General features: G+C 71.2%; 20 protein-coding genes and 3 pseudogenes. 11 read left to right on the forward strand and 12 right to left on the reverse strand.

Translation table 11 applies throughout. The features are described 5' to 3' along the window. Positions 1 to 104: 104 nt before the first annotated feature. Both OG295_RS39615 and OG295_RS39620 read right to left on the reverse strand, forming a co-directional pair. Positions 105 to 1,364 carry a family 16 glycosylhydrolase gene (locus tag OG295_RS39615; RefSeq protein ID WP_331738759.1) on the reverse strand — a complete coding sequence of 420 codons (1,260 nt, stop codon included), beginning with the start codon at positions 1,362 to 1,364 and terminating at the stop codon, positions 105 to 107. A 458-nt stretch (positions 1,365 to 1,822) separates the two neighbouring features. Beyond that, positions 1,823 to 2,989, reverse strand: coding sequence for a S1 family peptidase (locus tag OG295_RS39620; protein ID WP_331738763.1), 1,167 nt, complete (start codon positions 2,987 to 2,989; stop codon positions 1,823 to 1,825). A gap of 281 nt (positions 2,990 to 3,270) precedes the next feature. Here OG295_RS39620 and OG295_RS39625 point away from each other — a divergent pair, with 281 nt between their 5' ends. Next, a complete protein-coding gene (locus OG295_RS39625) occupies positions 3,271 to 3,687 on the forward strand; it encodes a hypothetical protein (protein ID WP_371681516.1) in 417 nt (138 codons plus the stop codon). 642 nt (positions 3,688 to 4,329) lie between these two features. Here OG295_RS39625 and OG295_RS39630 read toward each other — a convergent pair. The 4 genes from OG295_RS39630 to OG295_RS39645 all read right to left on the reverse strand — a co-directional run bounded on the left by OG295_RS39630 (position 4,330) and on the right by OG295_RS39645 (position 9,196). After that, positions 4,330 to 5,010 (reverse strand): hypothetical protein, encoded by a 681-nt coding sequence (locus OG295_RS39630; RefSeq protein ID WP_331738768.1) that lies wholly within the window; start codon positions 5,008 to 5,010, stop codon positions 4,330 to 4,332. Continuing rightward, positions 5,007 to 6,236 carry a 2-isopropylmalate synthase gene (locus OG295_RS39635; RefSeq protein ID WP_371681517.1) on the reverse strand — a complete coding sequence of 410 codons (1,230 nt, stop codon included), beginning with the start codon at positions 6,234 to 6,236 and terminating at the stop codon, positions 5,007 to 5,009. The genes OG295_RS39630 and OG295_RS39635 overlap by 4 nt, the downstream gene beginning before the upstream one ends. 267 nt (positions 6,237 to 6,503) lie before the next feature. Beyond that, entirely contained in the window at positions 6,504 to 7,994 is a 1,491-nt protein-coding gene (locus tag OG295_RS39640; protein WP_331738774.1) for an MFS transporter, read from the reverse strand. Further along, positions 7,991 to 9,196 (reverse strand): M20 family metallopeptidase, encoded by a 1,206-nt coding sequence (locus OG295_RS39645; protein ID WP_331738777.1) that lies wholly within the window; start codon positions 9,194 to 9,196, stop codon positions 7,991 to 7,993. Before OG295_RS39645 ends, OG295_RS39640 begins: the two co-directional genes overlap by 4 nt. Before the next feature lie 233 nt (positions 9,197 to 9,429). Between OG295_RS39645 and OG295_RS39650 the strand changes: the two genes are divergently transcribed. The 4 genes and pseudogenes from OG295_RS39650 to OG295_RS39665 form a co-directional block, all read left to right on the forward strand. Next, a complete protein-coding gene (locus OG295_RS39650; protein WP_331738780.1) occupies positions 9,430 to 10,497 on the forward strand; it encodes an Lrp/AsnC family transcriptional regulator in 1,068 nt (355 codons plus the stop codon). Between the two features lie 332 nt (positions 10,498 to 10,829). After that, the gene (locus OG295_RS39655) at positions 10,830 to 11,204 is read left to right on the forward strand and encodes a PadR family transcriptional regulator (protein WP_331738783.1); all 375 of its coding nucleotides are present in this window, start codon (positions 10,830 to 10,832) and stop codon (positions 11,202 to 11,204) included. Further along, entirely contained in the window at positions 11,201 to 11,791 is a 591-nt protein-coding gene (locus OG295_RS39660) for a hypothetical protein (RefSeq protein WP_331738786.1), read from the forward strand. Before OG295_RS39655 ends, OG295_RS39660 begins: the two co-directional genes overlap by 4 nt. Before the next feature lie 302 nt (positions 11,792 to 12,093). After that, positions 12,094 to 12,384: pseudogene (locus OG295_RS39665) on the forward strand (transposase); the annotation flags it as partial. An 8-nt stretch (positions 12,385 to 12,392) separates the two neighbouring features. On the opposite strand, the gene OG295_RS39670 reads toward OG295_RS39665, so the two are convergent. After that, positions 12,393 to 12,707 (reverse strand): hypothetical protein, encoded by a 315-nt coding sequence (locus tag OG295_RS39670; RefSeq protein ID WP_331738789.1) that lies wholly within the window; start codon positions 12,705 to 12,707, stop codon positions 12,393 to 12,395. Between the two features lie 12 nt (positions 12,708 to 12,719). Here OG295_RS39670 and OG295_RS39675 point away from each other — a divergent pair, with 12 nt between their 5' ends. Then, complete coding sequence (locus tag OG295_RS39675) at positions 12,720 to 13,010, forward strand: hypothetical protein (RefSeq protein ID WP_331738792.1); 291 nt, start codon at positions 12,720 to 12,722, stop codon at positions 13,008 to 13,010. A 3-nt stretch (positions 13,011 to 13,013) separates the two neighbouring features. Further along, positions 13,014 to 13,172, forward strand: a complete 159-nt coding sequence (locus OG295_RS39680) for a hypothetical protein (protein ID WP_331738795.1) — start codon at positions 13,014 to 13,016, stop codon at positions 13,170 to 13,172. Between the two features lie 62 nt (positions 13,173 to 13,234). Here the strand turns inward: OG295_RS39680 and OG295_RS39685 are convergent, their stop codons facing one another. Beyond that, entirely contained in the window at positions 13,235 to 13,753 is a 519-nt protein-coding gene (locus tag OG295_RS39685) for a proline dehydrogenase (protein WP_331738798.1), read from the reverse strand. A gap of 26 nt (positions 13,754 to 13,779) precedes the next feature. Beyond that, positions 13,780 to 13,932 (reverse strand): annotated as a pseudogene (locus OG295_RS39690) (transposase); the annotation flags it as partial. Between the two features lie 301 nt (positions 13,933 to 14,233). Between OG295_RS39690 and OG295_RS39695 the strand changes: the two are divergent. Together OG295_RS39695 and OG295_RS39700 are read left to right on the forward strand one after the other, a co-directional pair. Further along, positions 14,234 to 14,668: a hypothetical protein gene (locus OG295_RS39695; protein ID WP_331738801.1), complete on the forward strand. Its 435-nt coding sequence runs from the start codon at positions 14,234 to 14,236 to the stop codon at positions 14,666 to 14,668. A 291-nt stretch (positions 14,669 to 14,959) separates the two neighbouring features. After that, positions 14,960 to 15,220: pseudogene (locus OG295_RS39700) on the forward strand (transposase); the annotation flags it as partial. Positions 15,221 to 15,249: 29 nt separating this feature from the next. On the opposite strand, the gene OG295_RS39705 reads toward OG295_RS39700, so the two are convergent. Together OG295_RS39705 and OG295_RS39710 are read right to left on the reverse strand one after the other, a co-directional pair. Beyond that, positions 15,250 to 16,057, reverse strand: a protein-coding gene (locus tag OG295_RS39705) for an IS5 family transposase (protein ID WP_331738804.1) whose coding sequence is annotated in 2 segments (ribosomal slippage) — positions 15,250 to 15,718 and positions 15,717 to 16,057 — 810 coding nt in all. Because the reading frame shifts where the segments join, the coding sequence is not laid out codon by codon here. A gap of 31 nt (positions 16,058 to 16,088) precedes the next feature. After that, positions 16,089 to 17,246 (reverse strand): FAD-dependent monooxygenase, encoded by a 1,158-nt coding sequence (locus OG295_RS39710; RefSeq protein WP_331738807.1) that lies wholly within the window; start codon positions 17,244 to 17,246, stop codon positions 16,089 to 16,091. A gap of 73 nt (positions 17,247 to 17,319) precedes the next feature. Here OG295_RS39710 and OG295_RS39715 point away from each other — a divergent pair, with 73 nt between their 5' ends. Both OG295_RS39715 and OG295_RS39720 read left to right on the forward strand, forming a co-directional pair. Further along, entirely contained in the window at positions 17,320 to 17,877 is a 558-nt protein-coding gene (locus OG295_RS39715; protein ID WP_331738809.1) for a TetR family transcriptional regulator, read from the forward strand. 302 nt (positions 17,878 to 18,179) lie between these two features. Then, complete coding sequence (locus tag OG295_RS39720) at positions 18,180 to 18,716, forward strand: AAA family ATPase (RefSeq protein WP_371681518.1); 537 nt, start codon at positions 18,180 to 18,182, stop codon at positions 18,714 to 18,716. Positions 18,717 to 18,769: 53 nt separating this feature from the next. Here the strand turns inward: OG295_RS39720 and OG295_RS39725 are convergent, their stop codons facing one another. Next, complete coding sequence (locus OG295_RS39725; protein ID WP_331738815.1) at positions 18,770 to 18,946, reverse strand: hypothetical protein; 177 nt, start codon at positions 18,944 to 18,946, stop codon at positions 18,770 to 18,772. Between the last annotated feature and the right edge of the window lie 66 nt (positions 18,947 to 19,012).

A 19,012-nucleotide genomic window follows, 5' to 3' on the forward strand; every position in this document is an offset into this window, starting at 1 on the left:
TGAGGTCGGGCGGGGGAGCGGTCGGACGCAGGGACCGGGGGGGAGGGGGAAGGGAGGGAGGCGTGGCCGGGGGAGGGAGAGGGGAGCGCGGCTGGGCCGGTGGGTCAGCCGACCGTCCACTTCTGGTTGGCGGCGCCGGTGCAGGTCCAGGTCTGCAAGCGGGTGCCGTCGGCGGAGGAGTTGCCCTTGGCGTCCAGGCACTTGCCCGCACCGGTGTTGGTGAGGTCACGGGCGGCGGTGTACGTCCACTTCTGGGCGTTGGTGCCGTTGCAGGTGTAGAGCTGGACGACGGCGCCGTCGGCGGTGGAGCCGCCCGCGACGTCCAGGCACTTGCCGAGGGCGCGGACGGTGCCGTCGCCCGCTATGGTCCACTGCTGGGCCGCGCTGCCGGTGCAGTCGTGCAGCTGGATGGGGGTGCGGTCGGCGTCGGAGCCGCCGGCGACGTCGACGCACATGCCGCCGATGCCACGGATCGGGCGTGCGGCAGGGGCGCCGGCGGAGGAGGCGCGGACGTAGTCGACGGTCATCGTCTGCGGGAAGGACGTGGAGGCGTCCGGGCTGCCGGGCCAGTCCCCACCGACCGCCAGGTTGAGGATGACGAAGAACGGGTGGTCGAAGACCCACTTGTTGCCGCCGGTGTCGGCCGGCGTGAGGGTCTTGTACGTGGTGCCGTCCACCGACCAGACGAGGGAGTTCGGGCTCCAGTCGACGGCGAACACGTGGAAGTCGTCGGCGAAGGCGCGGCCGCCGGGCAGGTTGTACGCGGCGCCGAGGCCGCCCGCTCCGGAATAGCCGGGGCCGTGCACCGTACCGTGCACGGTGCTGGGTTCGCGGCCGATGTTCTCCATGATGTCGATCTCGCCGCTGTTGGGCCAGCCCACGCTGCCGAGGTCGTTGCCGAGCATCCAGAAGGCGGGCCAGATGCCCTGGCCGCGCGGGATTTTGATGCGGGCCTCGAAGCGGCCGTACGCCTGGGTGAAGGTTTTGGCGGTGTTCAGCCGGGCCGAGGTGTACTGGCACTGCCCGTACCAGCAGCCGAGGCCGGCGTCGGTGTTCTTCCGCGCGGTGATGACGAGGTTGCCCTGGCCGTCGAGCGCGGCGTTCGACGTGCTGTTCGTGTAGTACTGCAGCTCGTGGTTGCCGAAGCCCGAACCACCCGTTTCCAGGGTCCACTTGGCGGAGTCAGGGGCGCGGCCGGCCGCACCGTCGAACTCGTCGGACCAGGTCTGCGCGACACCTGCGGCCTCGGCGGGCGGGGCGACCGAACGGGTGAAGGACATGAGCACCGCCGCGACCAGGGCGGTGGTCACGAGGAGCACCACTCCGCCGAGAGAGCGGCGACGTGCGCGATGAGCAGCAGCCATGGGCATGGTTCCTTGTCTGGGTGGGGGAGGGGAGGGGAGGAGGAGGGGGAGGAGGGGGGCCAGGCCGGGCGAGCCGTGAAGAGTGAAGGCGGGGTACGAGAGCGCTCTCAAACGTGACGCAATGTCACCCGAGGCAGTGAGTATTACGGAGGGGCAACTGCCATGGCAACGTCAGGCGCCACTCCTCGCACGCCTCTGAGCTGGGGTTTTCTCTTGCGGTCTTCGGCTTAACGATCTCTTAAGGCTGGCTTGATGCAGAGAGGTGTGAATCGGAGCCTCACGTGAGCGTCGGCCGGACGGCCGCCGCGGGTACTCCGCGCCGGCGTCCGGACCGCGTGCTCCCGGCCACGTACCGGGCCCCGGCCGACGGTTCCTCGTTCATGCGCCGGTGTCCGGCGCCGCGCGGGACCTGGTGCCGCGCCGACCTCAGGCGTGTGCAGGGTCAGGCGTGTCCGGCGTCAGGCGGTGTGCAGCGTCAGGCCGTAGCGGCTGAGGATTTCGTTGACCGGCTGGAACCACGTCTGGCCGCCGGACGAGCAGTTGCCCCAGCCGCCGGAGGTGACGCCCTGGGCCTGGTCCCCGCTGAGGAACGAGCCGCCGGAGTCGCCTCCCTCGGCGCAGACGCTGGTCTTCGTCATCTGGTAGACCGGGCCCTGGCTGTAGTTGACGGTCTCGTTCTTGGCGAGCACGGTGCCGCAGTGCCAGTGCGTCGTGGACCCCGACCGGCAGATCGAGGCGCCCACGGGTGCCTCGGCGGAGCCGCGTACCAGCTGGTCCGGGATGGTGCCCCAGCCGAGCACCACCGGTACGGTCCACCAGCCGCTGTGGATGCCGACGTACGCGTAGTCGTCGCCGGGGAACGAGGATCCCTGGAAGGTGCCCATCGCGGACCCGTCCCAGCCGCGCACGGCGGCCCCCGCCTGCCCGCAGTGCCCGGCCGTCACGAAGCCGCCGTACACGGAGAAGCCGATCGAACAGCGGACGTTGCCGGTGTGGTACGGGTCGCCGCCGACGGTGCCCGCGGCGTAGGTGCGGGGCGGCTGCGCCGTCTCGGCGACGGTGACGGGGCCGCCGGCCCGGGCCCGAGCGACGAACGCCCGTACGTCGGGGGCTTCCCGCTCGGTACCCACGACCGTGACGACGACGCTGTTGGTCCGCGGGTCGACGTGCCAGCCGGCCACCCCGGCGGGGGCGTGCAGCGTGTCCAGGCGCGCTTTGGCGCGGTCCAGCGCGGCGGCGCTGTGCCTGACGAGGCGGGTGTCGGCGCCCAGTGCCCGCACCTCGGACTCCTCCGCGCGGTCGGTCACCGCGACGACGAGCCGGCCGGTGGACGGCTCGTACCACGAGCCGCCGTAGGCACCACCCGCGGCCTGCCGTGCGGTCTTCTCCACGACCGCGGCGGCCTTTTCTGCACTCAGCCGTTCCTCGGCCTGGGAAGCGGTGAGCCCGAGGTCCCGGCGCATCGCGTCGACCAGTCCGGCCGAGGCGGACGGCGCTGAGGCGGACGATGCCGCGGTGGGCTCCGGAAGCGGGACGGCGCTCGCCACGCCGGCATGGGCGGCGCCCAGGCCGACGGTCAGGAGTAGGGCGGCGAGGGTGGCGCGTAAGGGGGTGGTGTGTTTCACGAGACCTCCTGGTGTGGGGGATTGAACGCTTGAGAGCGCTCTCACGGAGTGTCGGGCGCTACGCTAGCCCATGCCACTTGTCAGGTCCATACCAAAGCCGCTTCCGCCGCGGCGGGACCCGCGCGACCACTCGGTCACCGAGGACTGCCCCCGGCGCCGAGGGCTGACACCAGTACTCGGTGTGGGCCGAGGCCGCCGAGGCCCTGCGTTCGGTGGGCATCGAGCCGCGTGTGCTCAGCGGCGGGTCGACGCCGACGGTCGGGCAGTGGAGGCCGGGGTTCGTGAACGAGCAGCGGCCCGGGGTGTATGCCTTCAACGACGCTACGCAGTTGGCCATCGGATCGTGCGGGCCCGAGGATCTGGCCCTGGTGACGGCGGCCACGGTCGTCAGCGTCCCGGACCCGAACAGGTTCGTGCTGGACGCCGGAAGCAAGGTCTTGGGCTCGGACCAGTCTCCCTGGGTGTCCGGGCGCGGATACCTGCCGGACTTCCCGGACGCGACGATCACCGCCATGTGGGAGCACCACGCGGTCGTCCGCGTAGCCGAAGGCACGAGCGTGCCGCAGATCGGCTCCGTGGTCGCGGTTGTGCCCAACCACGTGTGCACGCCGGTCAACCTCGCCGACGAGCTGCTGGCCGTTCAAGGCGGCAGGCTCGTCGACCGCTGGCCGGTCGCCGCGAGGGGAGCCAACACCTGACACCCGCCGAAGCCGGAGCGGTTCGAAACCACGGCGGGCAGCGAGAGCCACCCGCGTACCTCTCTGGGATCCGCCCACCAACGCTCTGGCCGACCGTGCCGCTCCTCGGGGAGGCACGCGTATCCGCCCCCGACGGTCTCGGCCGCTCGCGGGGGTGTGCTGATGGGGGACCCGTAGTCTGCGGGCATGTCCGATGTCCTGTCCGCCCGCATGCCGTCGACGCTCTTCGACGGGTTGCGGACCGCTACACCGGGCAGGACGTCGCCACCGCCGCGCAGGCCGCGGGCCTTTGGGTACAGCAGGTATTCACCGCCACACAGTGTCCCTTGACCGACTGAGTGATCCCGGCCCGAGACGCACACTCGTGGTGGCTGTCCTGTTCTCGATCACCGGCGTCCGCCCGGACGAGCACGACAAGCTCACGCGGCCCGTCCCGGCGAACCACGGCCGAGGTCCCGGCCGCCTCCGCCGCGCCTTCCACCGTCGACGACCAGGACGCTGCCCTCCTACGGGCGGAGCCGGGCGGATCCGCGCGAACACGCTTTGGCCATGGCCCATTCCGAGTACGGCGGACCAGCGCCGGTCGCCGCGTCTCCCTTGCCGCCTCGTGTCCCGGCCCGCCCGTGCGCGGGTGATGCGTTGTCAGGGCTGGTCGGTGGTGAGGTGGCGGAGGTAGGCGGCGGCGGTGGGGTAGGCGTGGTCCTGGGCACCGTGGCGGTGGAGTTCGAGCCGGCCGTCGGGGTGGATGCGCACGGTGGTGGTGGCGCGCCGTGGAGCCCGGGTTTCCTCGTGCCGACCGGTGAGGGTGTCCGAGGTGAGGACGGGGACGGGCGGCGGGAACATGGCGGTCGCGTCGGAGGCCGTGGCGGCGGGCGGCCGGCCGGTGCGGTTGGCGCTGCTGACGTAGAGCAGCGGACAGCCGGCGAGGACGGGCAGCAGGGGGGTCCAGCGGGCGCCGAACAGCAGGGCCCAGCCGTCGCGGACGGCGGGTGAGAGCCACCCGGGGCAGGGCACGTCCCGGCGGAGCGGAACCAGCAGGGTGAGGAGTTCCTCCTCCAGGAGCCGGCGGGCTGTCCGCGCGTGGCCCGCGTCGAGCGCCGAGGACGCGTCGAAGGCGGTGAGGGTGTCCGGGTGGTGGGCCCACAAGGCGACGGCCTGGCCGGCCGGCCGGCCTTTGGCCGTGTTCACGGCGCCCGGAACGGTCCCGGCGAGGACGTAGGTCAGCGGTGCGGGGTTGGGCAGCACCACCGCCGTTCCCTCGCCCAGGGCCCGCCGCGCTTCGGCGACACCGGTGAAGGGGCCGCGGGGTGCGGTCGCGGTCACCGGGTGTCTCCGGCCGGTGCGTGGGCGAGACCGTCGAGGTAGGCGGCGAACGCCGCGTCGTCGACGACGGCCCGGCCGCTGCGGTAGGCCCGCGACTTCACCCACCGCATCGCCGCCCGTGCCCGTTGCTGGTCGAGGGCGTGTCCCAGCCGGGCGGCGACGGCGGTGACGACGCGGGCGCTGGCCAAGTGGGTCAGGACCACGGCCGGTTCGACACCCAGCACCTCGTGGGGGTCGTAGGGCTGGAACAGCTGCGGATGCACGAAGGGGGTTCCCGTCGAGAGGGTGCCGACCCCGGGGCCGACGATGGGTGTGGTCACGCTCAGCGGTACGCCGGTCTCCTCGGCCACCGCCCGCGCGATCGGCGTCAGAGCGGTCAGGTCCGGGGCGGTCCACCACGGTGCCGCATCAGGACCGAGGACCTCCTCGGGGTGACGGTCCAGGAGGAACACCAGCTGTTCGGTGGCCACCATCCCGGCCCGCTCCGCGATACCCAGCCACGCAGCGGAGACCACCCTCACCCCCGCCGAGAGTGCCTGCAGCGTGTTGGCCAGGCCCAGACCGAGATCGTTGTGCAGGTGCGCGCCCAGCACCACGCCCTCACCGGCCCCGGCCGCCACCGCGTCGAACATCGACCGGCAGCCGGCGGGCAACTGACCGCCGACGGTGTCGGCCAGCAGCACCACGCCCGCCCCGGCCCCCGTCATCGCCCGCGCGTACGCGGCCATCAGTCCGGAGTCGGCGCGGGAGGCATCCGCCAGGCACACGTCCACCGCGACCGACGCGTCGAGGTCACGGGCCCGCTTGACGCACGCGACGCCCTCCTCCAACGCCGCCCGCGCGCCGCGGTGCACCATCACCCGCGCCATGGCCTCCGACGCCGGCACCACCACCATCACCCGCGCGTGCGTACTGCCGCGCACCGACGCAACGGCCTGCACCACGTCCTGGGCGGCGCCCCGGCACACCGCGGCCACACTCACCGCACCCTCGGCCTCCACCGCGACCTGACGGACCGCCTCGAACTCCTCGGCACACACCGCCGGGAACCCCGCCGCGAACACCACGTGCCGCGGCCCGTCCGCACCGAACATGCCTCCCTGCCGGCGCGCGAGCCGCACCCGGAAGTCCGCTGTCATGAGCGTCTTGGCCTGCGCGCCGTCGCGCGCGGACTCCTCCCAGATGACCACCCGGCCCGCCCCGGCCGACTCCCGCACCACGTCCACGCCTGATCCCCCGCCCCTTCGCGGCCGTCACCTCCGGTGGGGCGACCGGCTCGTCCGTCGTCGGGGAAACGATCTCCCAGCGCCCACGAGCGGTCCGGCCGCAGCGGCGGCTGTCACCCGATCGGGGGACAAGGCGTGTGCGGGTCCGACCTCATCGTGCTCAGGCGCGCCGGAACGGCGCGCACCGACTCCGGACGTGGTCGATCGGAGGAGACGACCGCGCGCCGGAAGGAGATCCGGGGGACGGACCCGGACGCGCCGTCGGCGTCACCGCGCGCCGCTCGCCGTACGCGCCCCGGCACCCGACGCCGTACCCTCCCCGTCGTCCGCACCCGAGCCGTCCGCCCCGGAGCCCGCCTGACGGAACGCGGTCGTCTGGAGCAGCAGTGCCAGCACGCACACCAGGGTGCTCAGTCCCCAGATCGTCAGATACGCGGAGAGCGCGGGGACCTCCGTACCGCCGACGACCATCGTGCCGAGGACCACGGAGGCACCCGCGCCCGCGACGCTGCCGCCCAGCGTCTTGAGGTTGTTGTAGACGGCCGTGGCGCTCGCCGTACGGTCCTCGGCACTGCCCTCCACGATGACGGTGGGCAGCCCGCCCAGCGCCAGGCCCATGCCGAAGCCCGTCACCGCGGACGACAGGGCGAACAGCGGAAGTACGGCGTACGAGGCCATCAGGCCCGCGCTGCCGGCCGCCATCAGCCCGAACGCGGCGAAGAGGATCCTGCGGTAACCGGCCCGCGCGGCCACCCGGGCCACGACGCTCGCCCCGATGAAGGCCAGCACGTGCGGCACCCCGCCCCAGAGGCTGATCTCCCAGGTGGCGAGCGAGAATCCGTATCCCCCCACCGCGGGTGACGCGGCCAGATAGGTGATCGCCACGGCCTGACCGCCCAGCATCACCGAGCCGAAGACGAAACCCGAGACGTAGTACGCCGCCGTCTGCCGCCGGGCGACCGCCCGCACGTCGACCAGGGCGTACGGACGGGCGAGTTCGAGCCGGACCCACCAGATCAGGAGCGCGGCGGCAGCCAGGAGACCGGCCGGCGTGGGCAACGAGGTCCAGCCCCAGGCGGCCGCCCGGGCCACGGTGCCGAGGAAGAGCACGAGCGCCGGACCGAGCAGCAGCGCACCGGCCCAGTCCATCCTGCCTTCCGCCCGGCTGAGGGACTCGGGAATGCCGCAGTACGAGAGCACCGCGCAGCCGCAGGCGAGCGCGGCGAGCACCCAGAGCGTGACGCGGATGTCACCGGTGAGATGGAGGAGAGGGCCCGCAAGGGCGTGACCGAGGAGGGATCCCAGGGTCAGCGCACCGACCAGGAGCCCGACCGCCCGGCGTCCGCCGTCAAGGTCGAGCCGGCTGCGCACCAGACCGATCTCCAGCGGCAACAGCGCGGCCAGCGGCCCCATCAGCGCCCGGCCGAGCAGCAGTACCGCGACGTTCGGCGCGAGCGCGACCAGGAGGGTACCGAGCGCGACGCAGGCGAGGGCGATCCGGGTGAGACGACGGTGTCCGTACAGGTCGCCGAGCCGCCCGAAGGCGGGCGCGCTCACCGCGGCGGCCAGGAACTGGGTCGCCGTGAACCACTGGGCCTCGGACGCGCTGATGGCCTGCCAGTCCCGCACGGCCGGCAGGAGCGCCGGCGCGGATCCCTGGAGGAAGCCGCTGACGAGCTCGAACACGACGAGCAGCCCGACGACGGCAGTGACCTTGGCGTCGCGTCTCGCGGGGCGCGGCGCCGCCGGGGGCGTCACGCCCCGTCCCCTGTCGTGGCGAGACGCCGCTCGGCCAGTTCCGCCAGCAGCGCCGCCTGCCGCGCGAGGACGGCATCGTCGAAGACGGCCCTCGGCGAGTGGTTCTCCGGCGCCTTCTCCAGGTCGGCGCCCTCGGGCGCGGCTCCGACCAGCAGCATCGCCCCCGGGACCTGCTGCAGCACCAACGAGAAGTCCTCCGAACCGCTGGCCGGCTGCGGCGCGTGCCACACCTCTCCCGCGCCGAAGAGTTCGCGGGCCGTGTCCATGGCGAAGGCGGTCTCCGCGGGCTCGTTGACCGTGACCGGGTAGAGCAACTCGTAGGCCACGTCCACTTCCAGCCCGTGCGCGGCGGCGATCCCGCGCACCAGGCGGGGGAGCCCCTCGGCGAGGCGCTCGTGGGTGGCCTCGGAGTAGCTGCGTACGGTGGCCTTGAACTCGGCGGTGTCCGGGATCACGTTCTGCTGCGTACCGGCGTGCAGACTGCCGACGGTCACCACCACCGGATCGAAGATGTCGAAGGTCCGCGTCACCCAGTTCTGCAGCGCCGTGACCATCTCGCAGACGGCGGGCACCGGATCCTTGGCGCGGTGCGGCGCCGACCCGTGGCCGCCCTCACCGCGGACCGTCACCTTCAGGACGTCCGACGCCGTCATCACCGTCCCCGGACGGGAGGCGATCCAGCCGCCGGGCAGCCGGTTGGCCGCGACGTGCAGGGCGAAGGCGGCGTCGACGCGCCGGCCCGCCGCGTCCAGGACGCCCTCCTCGATCATCGCGCCGGCGCCGTTGTAGCCCTCCTCACCCGGCTGGAACATGAAGACGACATCGCCGTGCAGCGCCTCGCGCCGGTCCGCGAGCAAGGTCGCGGCGCCGACGAGCCCGGCCGTGTGCAGATCGTGTCCGCAGCCGTGCATCCGACCGGCGACCTCGGAGGCGTACGGGAGCCCCGTCCGTTCGGCCACCGGCAGGGCGTCCATGTCGCCGCGCAGCAGCACCGCGCCGCCGGGGCGGCCGCCGCGCAGCACGGCCGTGACGGAGGTGAGGTCCCGGCCGAGCGTGATGTCGAGGGGGAGGCCTTCGAGCGCGGCGAGTACCTTCTCCTGGGTGCGGGGAAGCTGGAGGCCGAGCTCCGGCTCGCGGTGCAGCGAGCGGCGGAGCCGGACCAGATCGGGCTGTAGTTCCCTCGCGCGTTCCAGTACGGACATGCTGCGTCAACCTCCTGATACGGTTCCGGCCGTGGTCAGGGCAAGGCTGAAGCCCCACCGGGTAGAGGGATCCGGATTCGCAGGAAAAACGCAGGAGGACCCCCGTGACGCAGGAAAGCGGGCGAGAGGCCGAAAGCGCGAAGGCGGGCGGCCGTTGCCCCACGCCCGGGAAGAGGGCGGGGACGCCGCCCGGCACCCTCCCCGCGGCGAAGCCGGGAAGAACGGCGGGCTCCGTGTCCGGCCCGGCCCCGCTCCCGGCCCCGTACGCCCTCGACGATGTCGACCAGGCCCTCGTGCACGCCCTCCAGATCGCCCCGCGCGCGGACTGGACCCGGATCGGCTCCGTCCTCGGCCTCGACGCGGTCACGGTCGCCCGTCGCTGGAACCGGCTCACCGAAGCGGGCGCCGCGTGGATCAGCTGCCACCCCGCGCCCGTCCTCGCCGCCGCCGGTCAGGGACTGCTCGCCTTCGTCGAGGTCGACTGCGCCAACGGCAGCCTGCTCGACGTCGCCCGCGCGCTGGCCGCGCTGCCCCACGTCACCGCCGTCGAGCACGTCAGCGGCGACGGCGATCTGCTCGTCACCGTCCTGGCTCCCGACCTCGTCGCGCTCACTCACTGGGTGACCCGGGGACTCGGCTCGATGCCCGGCATCAGCGCCACCCGCACCCATCTCGCGAGCACCGTCTACACGGAGGGCAGCCGCTGGCGCCTGCGCGCCCTCGACCGCGGCCAGATCGCCCGCCTCGCCGACGGGGAACCTGCCCGGGGCGAGGTACCCGTCTTTCCCCTCACCGACCTGGACCACGATCTCATCGCCGTACTGTCGGTCGACGGCCGCGCGACCTACCGCGCGCTGGCCGAGAGCTCCGGAGCGAGCCCGGACACCGTACGGCGCAGGCTCGGCCGCCTGTTCGCCGCCGGGATGCTCCAGACCCGCTGCGAGGTCGCCAGGCCGCTCTCCGAGTGGCCGGTCGCGGTCGTCTACTGGGGCCGGGTGGCGGCCGGCGCCCTTGAAAGCGTCTCCCGGCTCGTCACGGGCGTCCGGGAGGTACGGCTGTGCGCGGGCGTGACCGGCCGCCACAACCTGCTCGTCGTCGCCTGGGTGAAGTCCCTCGCGGACGCCCAGCGCTTCGAGGTGCGGCTCAACGAGCGCGCACCGGGCCTGGAGATCACCGACCGCGCCGTCGTGCTGTGGCTGATGAAGGTCAGCGGCCACCTGCTCGACGAACGGGGCTACCGGATCGGCGCCGTCCCCTTCGACGTCCGCGCAGCCGCCCGTACGGCGCCGACGGAGCGCTGACGAGCCACCGCCCGGCAGCGCGTCGCCGCGCTCGGAACCGCCCCGCCGAGGGAGGCGTCGTGTCCGGACGCCGGACACCGGACACCGGACGCCGGACGCGGAGCGGCGGGACCGTTCCGCCGCGTGTGCTGTCGATGGGAGCTTCGCGGGCCGGTTCGGGGCGGACCGGTCACCGACGAGAGGTACGCCCTGATCGCCCGGACCTGACCGGGAGGATCATCCCCGCGGGGGAACCGGCGGCGACGCCGCACGGCCCAGGTCCGGGTGGAGATCGCCGAGGACGCGGTCGGCCCCCTTCACATGCATTGGTATCGCCGGGTATCTTGCATTGCATGGAACCAGGCGATTCGGCCAAACAGGCCCGGGCGGCCGCCCAACTGCGCAAGGGCGTCCTGGAGTACTGCGTCCTCGCCCTGATGCGGGACCGTCCCCGCTACGGCGTGGAACTCCTCCACGCCCTGGAGGACTCCGGTGCCCTGGCCACCAGCCAGGGCACGGTCTACCCGCTGCTCTCCCGGCTCCGCCGCGACGACCTGGTCACCACCACCTGGCAGGAATCCGCCTCCGGACCACCCCGTCGCTACTACGCCCTCACCGACAGCGGCCGGGCCGCGCTCGACGAGTTCACCCGCGTCTGGCCGGGCTTCCGCAACGCCGTCGACGCCTTCCTGACCACCCCGCGCCCCTCCACCGGAGACCCCGAATGAAGACCTCTGCCGACCGCATAAGCGACTACCTCGACGCCGTCGAACGCGAGGGCTCCGCACTGCCCGCCGACCGCCGCCAGGAACTCCTCGCCGATCTCGCCGAGCACATCGAGGTGACCTGTGCCGAGCGCCCCGACGCGGCGATCGGGGAGATCCTCGCGGAGCTGGGGGACCCCCGCGCGATCGCGGCAACGGCGCTGGCCGAGGCGGGAAGCGGGGCCGCCGGTACCTCGGCCCTGAGCGGTGTCGACGCACCCGACCGGCGGGGCAAGGTGCACCCCCTGGTCCCGCTCCTGATGCTCACCCTCTCGCTGGCCTTCATCATGGTCTTCCCCGACCACTCCGGGCCGCTGGTCGGCGTCCTGTTCCGCATCACCGGCGCGGTGCTCCTCTGCACCTCGGTGCACTGGAGCGCCGTCCAGAAGACAACCGGTGTCCTGCTCACCGCCGTCCTGCCGACCGCCGTCATCGGCGTCTACAACCAGGCGGGCGGCCCGGCCGGCACCCCGGCCCTCCTGGCCAACCTGGTCACACTCGCCGTGCTGGCCGGGACGGCGGCATGGCTCTGGCGGGTCCGCCGGGCCTGAAGGAGCCTGCCGTCCGGGCATGAGCGCCGGGTGTCCCACGGCCGGAACCGCCCCGGCCCGGCCTGCTCGGCACCGTGCCGAAGTCGACCACGACCCCCTGCTCGAACCCGCTGCCGACGATCTCGATGGGGGCGCCGGCCTTGCCGACGGGGGTGACGAGCGTGACCACCGGACCCGACTGCACCTCAGGCGCGCCGAGGAGTCCCAGGTAGGGGAGTTGGCGTGCTGGAAGGTCACCTGCCCCATCTCCGCCGGCGGTGGGGGCGGAGAAGGTGTGCAGCGGTGCGGCGGACCTGCGGCAACTGGACGCACTCGCCGGTCACGTCCGCACCTTCGGAAGGATGATCACCGGACTCCAAGGCGACCAGCTCCCGCAGTGGATCGAAGCGGTCCGTGCCGATGATCTCCCCAGCCTCCACGCCTTCGTCAACGGCCCGGAACGAGACCTTGCCGCCGTTACCGCCGGGCTGACCCTGCCCTGGAGCTCGGGCGTCGTCGAGGGCCACGTCAACCGGATCAAGATGCTGAAGCGCCAGATGTACGGCCGGGCTGGCTTCGCACTGCTGCGGAAACGAGTCCTGCCGGCAGCCTGACGGGGCAGTTACGAACTCTGTTGGAATCGCTCTGCAGCCTGAACAGGCGTGTCGTAGTAGCCGCGCCGTGCCAGCAGGACCGAGCGGAAGCAGTAGCCCTGTTCTTCCTCCGGCTCGTCGTCGGCTGCGAACGGGCGCCAGAAGCTCAGGAGCAGGTCGGAGGCGACGAAGGACGCCGGGTCGTCTGGGTCTGCCTCGATCGAGGTGTACTCGCCCATGCGTCGCACCAGCTCGCGAGCCGGAACCGCGAACAGGTCCAGGCCCCGGAAGATGACTCGGTCTGTCGGAACCGATGGCCTCCCGAGCTCAATGGCTTCGAGCATGTCTCGCGTGCAGTGGATGAATTCACCTGCACCCAGCTGTACCTCACCGCGCTGGAGAACCCCGGCGGCTGCACCCTCGACCGGCTCCTGCAGCTCCCCAACCAGGACATGGTCGACGACGTCGTCCACCAGCTCTACCTGGCCACCACCGGCCCCCTGGAGGCGCTGCGCGCCGCACCCAGGCCCAGGACTGCGCCGGCGGGCCCACCTTCCCGGGCGCAGGCATCACCGTCGACGCCGACCTCGTGGTCGACGGCCTGCGGCTCGACTTCAAGACCACCAAGCACCCCTTCGCCCAGCTAGCCCGTGGAGGAATACCTCAACCTCCTCGGCACCTGCCGCCGCGACCTGCCCACCCGGCGCACCGTCGTCGCCGAACTCCTCGCCGGCTGCGAGGCCGACGCCATCCCGTACGGGCAGGAGGAAGAGGACCAGGCCCACGAGCTACTTGAGCTTGTCGTTTGACGTCTCCCAGGCTGACAGCGTCTCTGTTGACGGTCTGGGTGACCGGGGCCGAGAGGCCTGGGTCAGGCGGTTCCGCCGATAACGCTGCTGGCGGCGAGGCGGAAGTCCTTGACTGCCTGATAGAGGGTTCGCTCTCGTTCGACGGCAAGGGCGGTGTCTTCTGCCTTACGGGTGGTGTCTCCCGCATGGGCGTTCTCGGCCAGGCGCCGCATGACGCGCGAGAGATCGCTGGAGGCGTTGGTCACGCGTTCCGCGACTTCCGCGAGGGGTGCCGGCCCTTCGAGAATGACGACTTCGCAGGCGCGGTGGACCTCGCGGGCCAGGGTGATGAAACGGCCTGTCTTCTCGTTGATGTCGGGGAGGTCGGGTTGGTCTGAACGCAGCGCGTCGAGAACGGCGTCCATGGCGACGTCGCGGTCATGGAGAGCGCTGAGGTAGCCGGCGTAGGCGTCGCGGCGATGCTGACGGCTCCATTGGGCGTGCTGGGACCGTGCCTGAGCACGGCCGTTGACGATTGCGGCCCCGAGGGTGGTGACGGAACCGACGGCGGCGCCCAGCAGTGCGGCAAGTCCTGAGTCCATGGGCCCCAGTCTGCCGTTCTTGCTGTTCATCCAGTTCGCCGGGGCTTCGCGCCCTTCTCGTGGTGGGTGGGCCGGCTGTATCCCTCACCGGTGGCGAGGACGCGTCCCACGTCGTGACGGGTGGCCTTGCGACGGTTCTTCGAACCAGGTGGCCGACCTGGCCCGGGCCGGGAGGGTTTCGCCTATGCCTGAAGGGCGCGGTCCAGGCCTGTGGGGCCTGGATGTGAGGTTGGTTGGTCCAGTAGATGCCCCGGGCGAGTGGAGTCCACAGTGCCTCCGGGAGGGCGACGACAAGTCGGCCGGTACGGGCTGCCACTTCCTCAGCAGTCCGCGGTGCTCCAGCTCGGCCCGCAGTCCGGGGCCAGTGCGAGGGCCCGTGTGGGGCGGTGCCGTGCGGACTCCCGGTGTGCATGCTGTGCGGCACGGATGCGGGTCTGCGCGGCGCGCCGCTGTACTCCTCGGAGCAGGGTCTTCACCCGCATGACCAGCCGACGCTCGATCGGACGTCTGGCCACTGCGACCGCTGCGGCGACCGTGGGTCTGATACTCGGGGCTACTCAGGCATTCGCCGGCACGGCGGCCCTGAGTCGCTCGCTCTACCTGACCGGTAGTCCGACGGCAGGGGCCTCGGCCTCGATGAGCCGCTCGATCTACCTTGCGGCCGGAAACTACGCGTGGGACATTTCCACCTCCGACGCGGGCAACAGCTACGCCGACAGCCACGGTTCGCGAAGCATCTATCTCGCGGCCGGCACGTACGACTGGAACTGCACGATCAGCTCGCCTGCGAACGGTTACTACAAGAACACTTGCTCACTCGACAAGGGTGCCGGTCCCGCCTACATGGAGTCCGGCTGGTTCACTCTTCCTCGCAGTGGCGGGTACACCATGGACAGCTACCTGACGCAGTTCTAGGTGTACTGCCCCCCGGGTGGGGGAGCGGAGCAGAGGGCGGAGGCACGGCCCCCGTGAAACGGGGTCACCTCCCGCGCGCAGCACGGGAGGTCCGCGAAGCGGGCCTCCCCCGAGGGCAGTCCGAAGCGAAGCGCAGGACTCCGGCCCGAAGCCCAAGCCCCGCCGAGCGCAGCGAGGCGGTTCTCTTCCCAGGCGCGCAGCGCCTGAGTGCTGTCCGGTAACCGGACGCAGCCCTCTTGCCGACCCGGATCGGACAGTGTCAGTGGCTGGTGACAGGATCGAGGGGTGCTGATCAAGGACCACCTCGGGCCGATGCTCGCGCTCCAGCCCCGCAAGCGGTTCACCAAGGACACCGTGCTCATCGTCGACGGCACCCTGGTCCCCACCCGCGACCACACCATCGCCGGGCGGTCGAAGAACTACCGGTACTCCACCAGCCACCAGGTCGTCATCGACGCCGACACCCGCCCGGTCGTCGTAGTCGGCCGGCCGCTCGCCGGCAGCCGCAACGACTGCAAGGCCTGGGAGGAATCCGGCGCCAAGGCCGCGGTGCCCTTGGCCGTTCGCTGTACCTGATCGTTTCAGAATGACGTTCGTAGGCGGCGGAGACATATGAGGCTGCAGGCCAGTTCAAGCAGGCCCTGGTGGAGGTCGGCGCGTCGCTCGTAGCGGATGCGTAGTCGTTTGAACTGGTGCAGCCACGCGAAGGCGCGCTCGACCACCCAGCGCACTTTGCCCAAACCGGAACCGTGGGCGACGCCGCGGCGGGCGATCATGGGTTTGATGCCGCGCTTCCACAGCAAGCGGCGGTACTTGTCGAAGTCATAGCCCCGGTCGGCATACAACCGTCGGGGCCTGTGGCGGGGGCGTCCGCGGAGCCCCCGAATCGTTGGAATGGCATCCAAGAGCGGCAGGAGCTGGGTAACGTCGTGTCGGTTGCCACCCGTGAGCGTAACCGCGAGCGGGGTTCCCCGGCGGTCGACGATCAGGAGGTGCTTGGAGCCAGAACGGGCACGGTCGACCGGTGAGGGGCCAACAAGATCCCCCCTTGAGAGCCCGGATGTGCGATCCGTCCACGGAGCAGTCGTCCAGCTCCAGCAGACCCCCGCGTCGAAGCTCGGTCAGTAGCGCGGCATGCAGGCGCGACCAGACACCAGTCTCGGTCCAGTCCCGCAGCCGACGCCAGGTCGTCACCCCGGAGCAGCCCACGGATTCCCTCGGAACGTCGCGCCAGGCGACACCGGTTCGCAGCACGTACAGCACGCCGGCGAGTGCCACTCGATCGGGAACGCGCAGGCGCCCGGGGTGGCGACGTCGTCGTTCGGGAGCGGGCGGCAGCAGCGGGGCCACGCGCTCCCACAGATCGTCCGGAACAAGATCAGTACGCACCCGGATACCTTGCCCACCGTGACCGCCCAGATCAGTTCAGCGACGGCGGGACCCAGGCGTGGTGACGCAGGATCATATGTATGGCGACCCGGGACGGTGTCAGTCGCATCGCCGTGTTCCGCAGGGTGACGGCCAGCGGGTGGGACAGTTGCTGACCCATTTTCCCGGCCTGCCGGGCGGCCACTGCGACGGCCTGGCTCCGCGGCCGGCGCTCGGCGTCGTAGCGGGCGAGCGCGGCCTCGACGGTGGACTCGGCATCGAGGGCGGCGCCCAGAGTGACCGCATCCTCCAGGGCCTGGCAGGCGCCCTGTCCCAGGTTGGGGGTCATCGCATGGGCCGCGTCGCCGAGCAGCGCGATCCGACCGACCACGTATGAAGGGAGAGACGTGCGGAGTTCGTTCACGTCGTGATGCAACACCGCCTCGGGCCGGGTCGCGTCGAGCAGCGCGGGGATCGGGGCGTGCCAGGTGTGGAATCGTCGGCGCAGTTCGGTCAGCGGGTCGGCGAACCGCGTACCGGCGGGGAGGCTGAGGACGGCGTGCCACTCGGCCCTCCCGTCCAGGAGAGCGATGTGTCCGAACTCCGCGCCCCGGCCCCAGGTCAGCTCGAAGTCGGTACGCAGATCGACCGTGTGCTCGGTGATCGCCCGCAGCACCGTCGAGCCGCTGTGGACCGGGCCGGGGTGCTCTGGGAAGAGTTGGCCGCGGACTGTGCTGCCGATACCGTCGGCCGCCACTACCAGATCGGCCTCCAGGACCGTGGTGCTGTAGCCGACGTGAACCGTCTCCGGGCCGACCTGCTCGACCGTTGCCGCCTCGGAGCCGATCGCCAGTGCCCCGGCGGGCAATGCTTCGCGTAGCAGTCGGTGCAAGGTGGAACGGGGGATGCCCATGATCGGCGTGCCCACCGCCTTCTCCAGTGCCGAGCCGTCCATCCGGGCCAGCCAGCCACCCCGGGGCGTCCGGGTGCCGCCGCTGTACTGGCCTCGCGACGCGTCCCGAACCGCCCCGCCGACCCCGAGTTCGTCCAATGCCCGCAGGCCGTTGGCAGCCAATGAAATGCCGGCCCCCGCGTCCTCAAGCAGGGACGAACGCTCAAGGACCGTCACGTCCCAGCCAATGCGGTGCAGGCCGATTGCGGCGGCCAGCCCGCCAATTCCCCCTCCGACTACCACTGCCGTGTTGCCCATGGCGGAGCCTCCTTCTTCTACATTTGTAGAAACCGACTCTATCCTGAGTCTCTACGGGTGTAGAAAGGGGGTCATGGCTTCGGATAGGCGCACCCTTCTTGCAGATGCAGCTCTCTATGTCCTCGCCGAGGAAGGGATGCGCGGCCTCACCCACCGTGCGGTCGACCGCAGAGCAGCCATGCCGCCCGGCACCACCTCGGCCTACTTCCGCACCCGCGCCGCTCTGCTGACCGGACTCGTCGTCCGCCTGGTCCAACTCGACCAGGCGGAACTTCACACGACGGCCGACGAGCTTCCGCCCCTGCGTACCGTCGAGGAACTGGTGGACGGCATGGTGACGCTCACCCGACAGCGACTCACCGGCGAGGGCCGCCGGCGCTCGCTCGCCCGCCACGCGTGCACCGTCGAAAGCGTGCGCGACAAAGAGCTGCGCGAGATCCTCCTGCCCTGGGAGAACGCCGGCCGCGAGGCCGTCCGGCTGTTCCTCGTCAAGCGCGGCGTAACCGACGTCGAGAACCGCACTCACACACTGCTGACCTGCATCGACGGACTGATCTTCGACCGACTGGTGAACGGCGGCGAAGTACCGCGCGAAGCCATCGAAGGACTGGTCGCCGCCGCGCTGCGTTAGGCCCCAGGCATCCACGGTCCCGCTAGAAACAGCTGGCAGCCATAGCTGTCTCCGCCGCCTACGCTCATTCTGAAACGATCAGTAAGAGGGCGGAACGTGAGTTGATGTCCGTTTCGGCTTGGGTGCAGCTCGGGTTGAGTGACCGGTTGCGATGGCGTGCTTGACGCACGTGGCATGGTGTCTGAGCTGGGGCTTTGGCCATCCACCGGCTGTGCCGGAGCAGTCGCTCGGTCGAAGCTACACCTTGCCTGATCGCGGCGATTACGTCGCTGGCCCAGGGTGGTGATGTCTACGCTGGCGGCGTGACAGTGGTGTGGGTGACGGGCAATTCGGGGACTGGCAAGTCCACGGTCTGCGGGGTGTTGCGAGCGCGTGGCTACGTCGCGCTCGACGCCGATGAGGACGGTTTCAGTCGCTGGATCGACCGAGCCAAGGGCGAGGTCGTGATGGATCCTCCGTATCCCGTTCCCGAGGGCTGGCTCGATCGATACGGGTGGGCGATCGTCCGCGAGCGCGTTGAGACCCTCGTCGAGGAGTCTCGTTTCCGAATCGCGTTCTTGTGTGGGTCGGCGGAGAACGAGGCAGAGGTCCGCGATCTTTTCGACGTCATCGTGTGCCTGGTGATCAACGAGGACACGCTCCGCCACCGGCTCGCGACCCGCACTACGAACCCATTCGGTCAACATCCCGAAGAGCTCGCAGCGGCCCTGGAGTGGAATCCTCGGATGCGAGCGATCTACGAAAGGCGTGGCGCGACGATCATCGATGCGTCCAAGCCGGTGACCGAGGTGGTGGACAGCGTGATCGACGCAGTTCAGGAGCTGAGCGGCGGTGCGTAAGTTGATGTCCGTTCCGCGCTTTCGGAAGGGGCAAGCGCGGTGTCGCCGGCAGGCTACGGCCGTGGCTGGGTGAACAAGCCCTGCTCGGTCTCGGCCAGGATTCCGCGCTCGGTCAGCCGCTTGAGCTTCGGGCGGGTGTTGTTGATGTTGTCGGGCGCGATCTCCAGGTCCATCACCTCGCACACCTGCCGCGCCCGCAGCGGAGCGTCGGCCGCGGCGAACACCGCCATGATCTGCTGGTGGGCCGGATGGTCCGGCAGCTTCGGGGCCGGCGGCCCGGGCGGTGCGGATCGGGC

The organism is Streptomyces sp. NBC_01276 (assembly GCF_041435355.1).
Lineage (GTDB): Bacteria > Actinomycetota > Actinomycetes > Streptomycetales > Streptomycetaceae > Streptomyces.

What these genes read in the sequence shown, in the direction of transcription:
- OG295_RS39725 (WP_331738815.1), bottom strand. Translation starts at nt 18,946, where the DNA reads ATGGCGGTGTTCGCCGCGGCCGACGCTCCGCTGCGGGCGCGGCAGGTG.
- OG295_RS39710 (WP_331738807.1), bottom strand. Translation starts at nt 17,246, where the DNA reads ATGGGCAACACGGCAGTGGTAGTCGGAGGGGGAATTGGCGGGCTGGCC.
- OG295_RS39645 (WP_331738777.1), bottom strand. Translation starts at nt 9,196, where the DNA reads ATGTCCGTACTGGAACGCGCGAGGGAACTACAGCCCGATCTGGTCCGG.
- OG295_RS39615 (WP_331738759.1), bottom strand. Translation starts at nt 1,364, where the DNA reads ATGGCTGCTGCTCATCGCGCACGTCGCCGCTCTCTCGGCGGAGTGGTG.
- OG295_RS39685 (WP_331738798.1), bottom strand. Translation starts at nt 13,753, where the DNA reads ATGGACTCAGGACTTGCCGCACTGCTGGGCGCCGCCGTCGGTTCCGTC.
- OG295_RS39695 (WP_331738801.1), top strand. Translation starts at nt 14,234, where the DNA reads ATGACCAGCCGACGCTCGATCGGACGTCTGGCCACTGCGACCGCTGCG.
- OG295_RS39715 (WP_331738809.1), top strand. Translation starts at nt 17,320, where the DNA reads ATGGCTTCGGATAGGCGCACCCTTCTTGCAGATGCAGCTCTCTATGTC.
- OG295_RS39670 (WP_331738789.1), bottom strand. Translation starts at nt 12,707, where the DNA reads ATGCTCGAAGCCATTGAGCTCGGGAGGCCATCGGTTCCGACAGACCGA.
- OG295_RS39655 (WP_331738783.1), top strand. Translation starts at nt 10,830, where the DNA reads ATGGAACCAGGCGATTCGGCCAAACAGGCCCGGGCGGCCGCCCAACTG.
- OG295_RS39660 (WP_331738786.1), top strand. Translation starts at nt 11,201, where the DNA reads ATGAAGACCTCTGCCGACCGCATAAGCGACTACCTCGACGCCGTCGAA.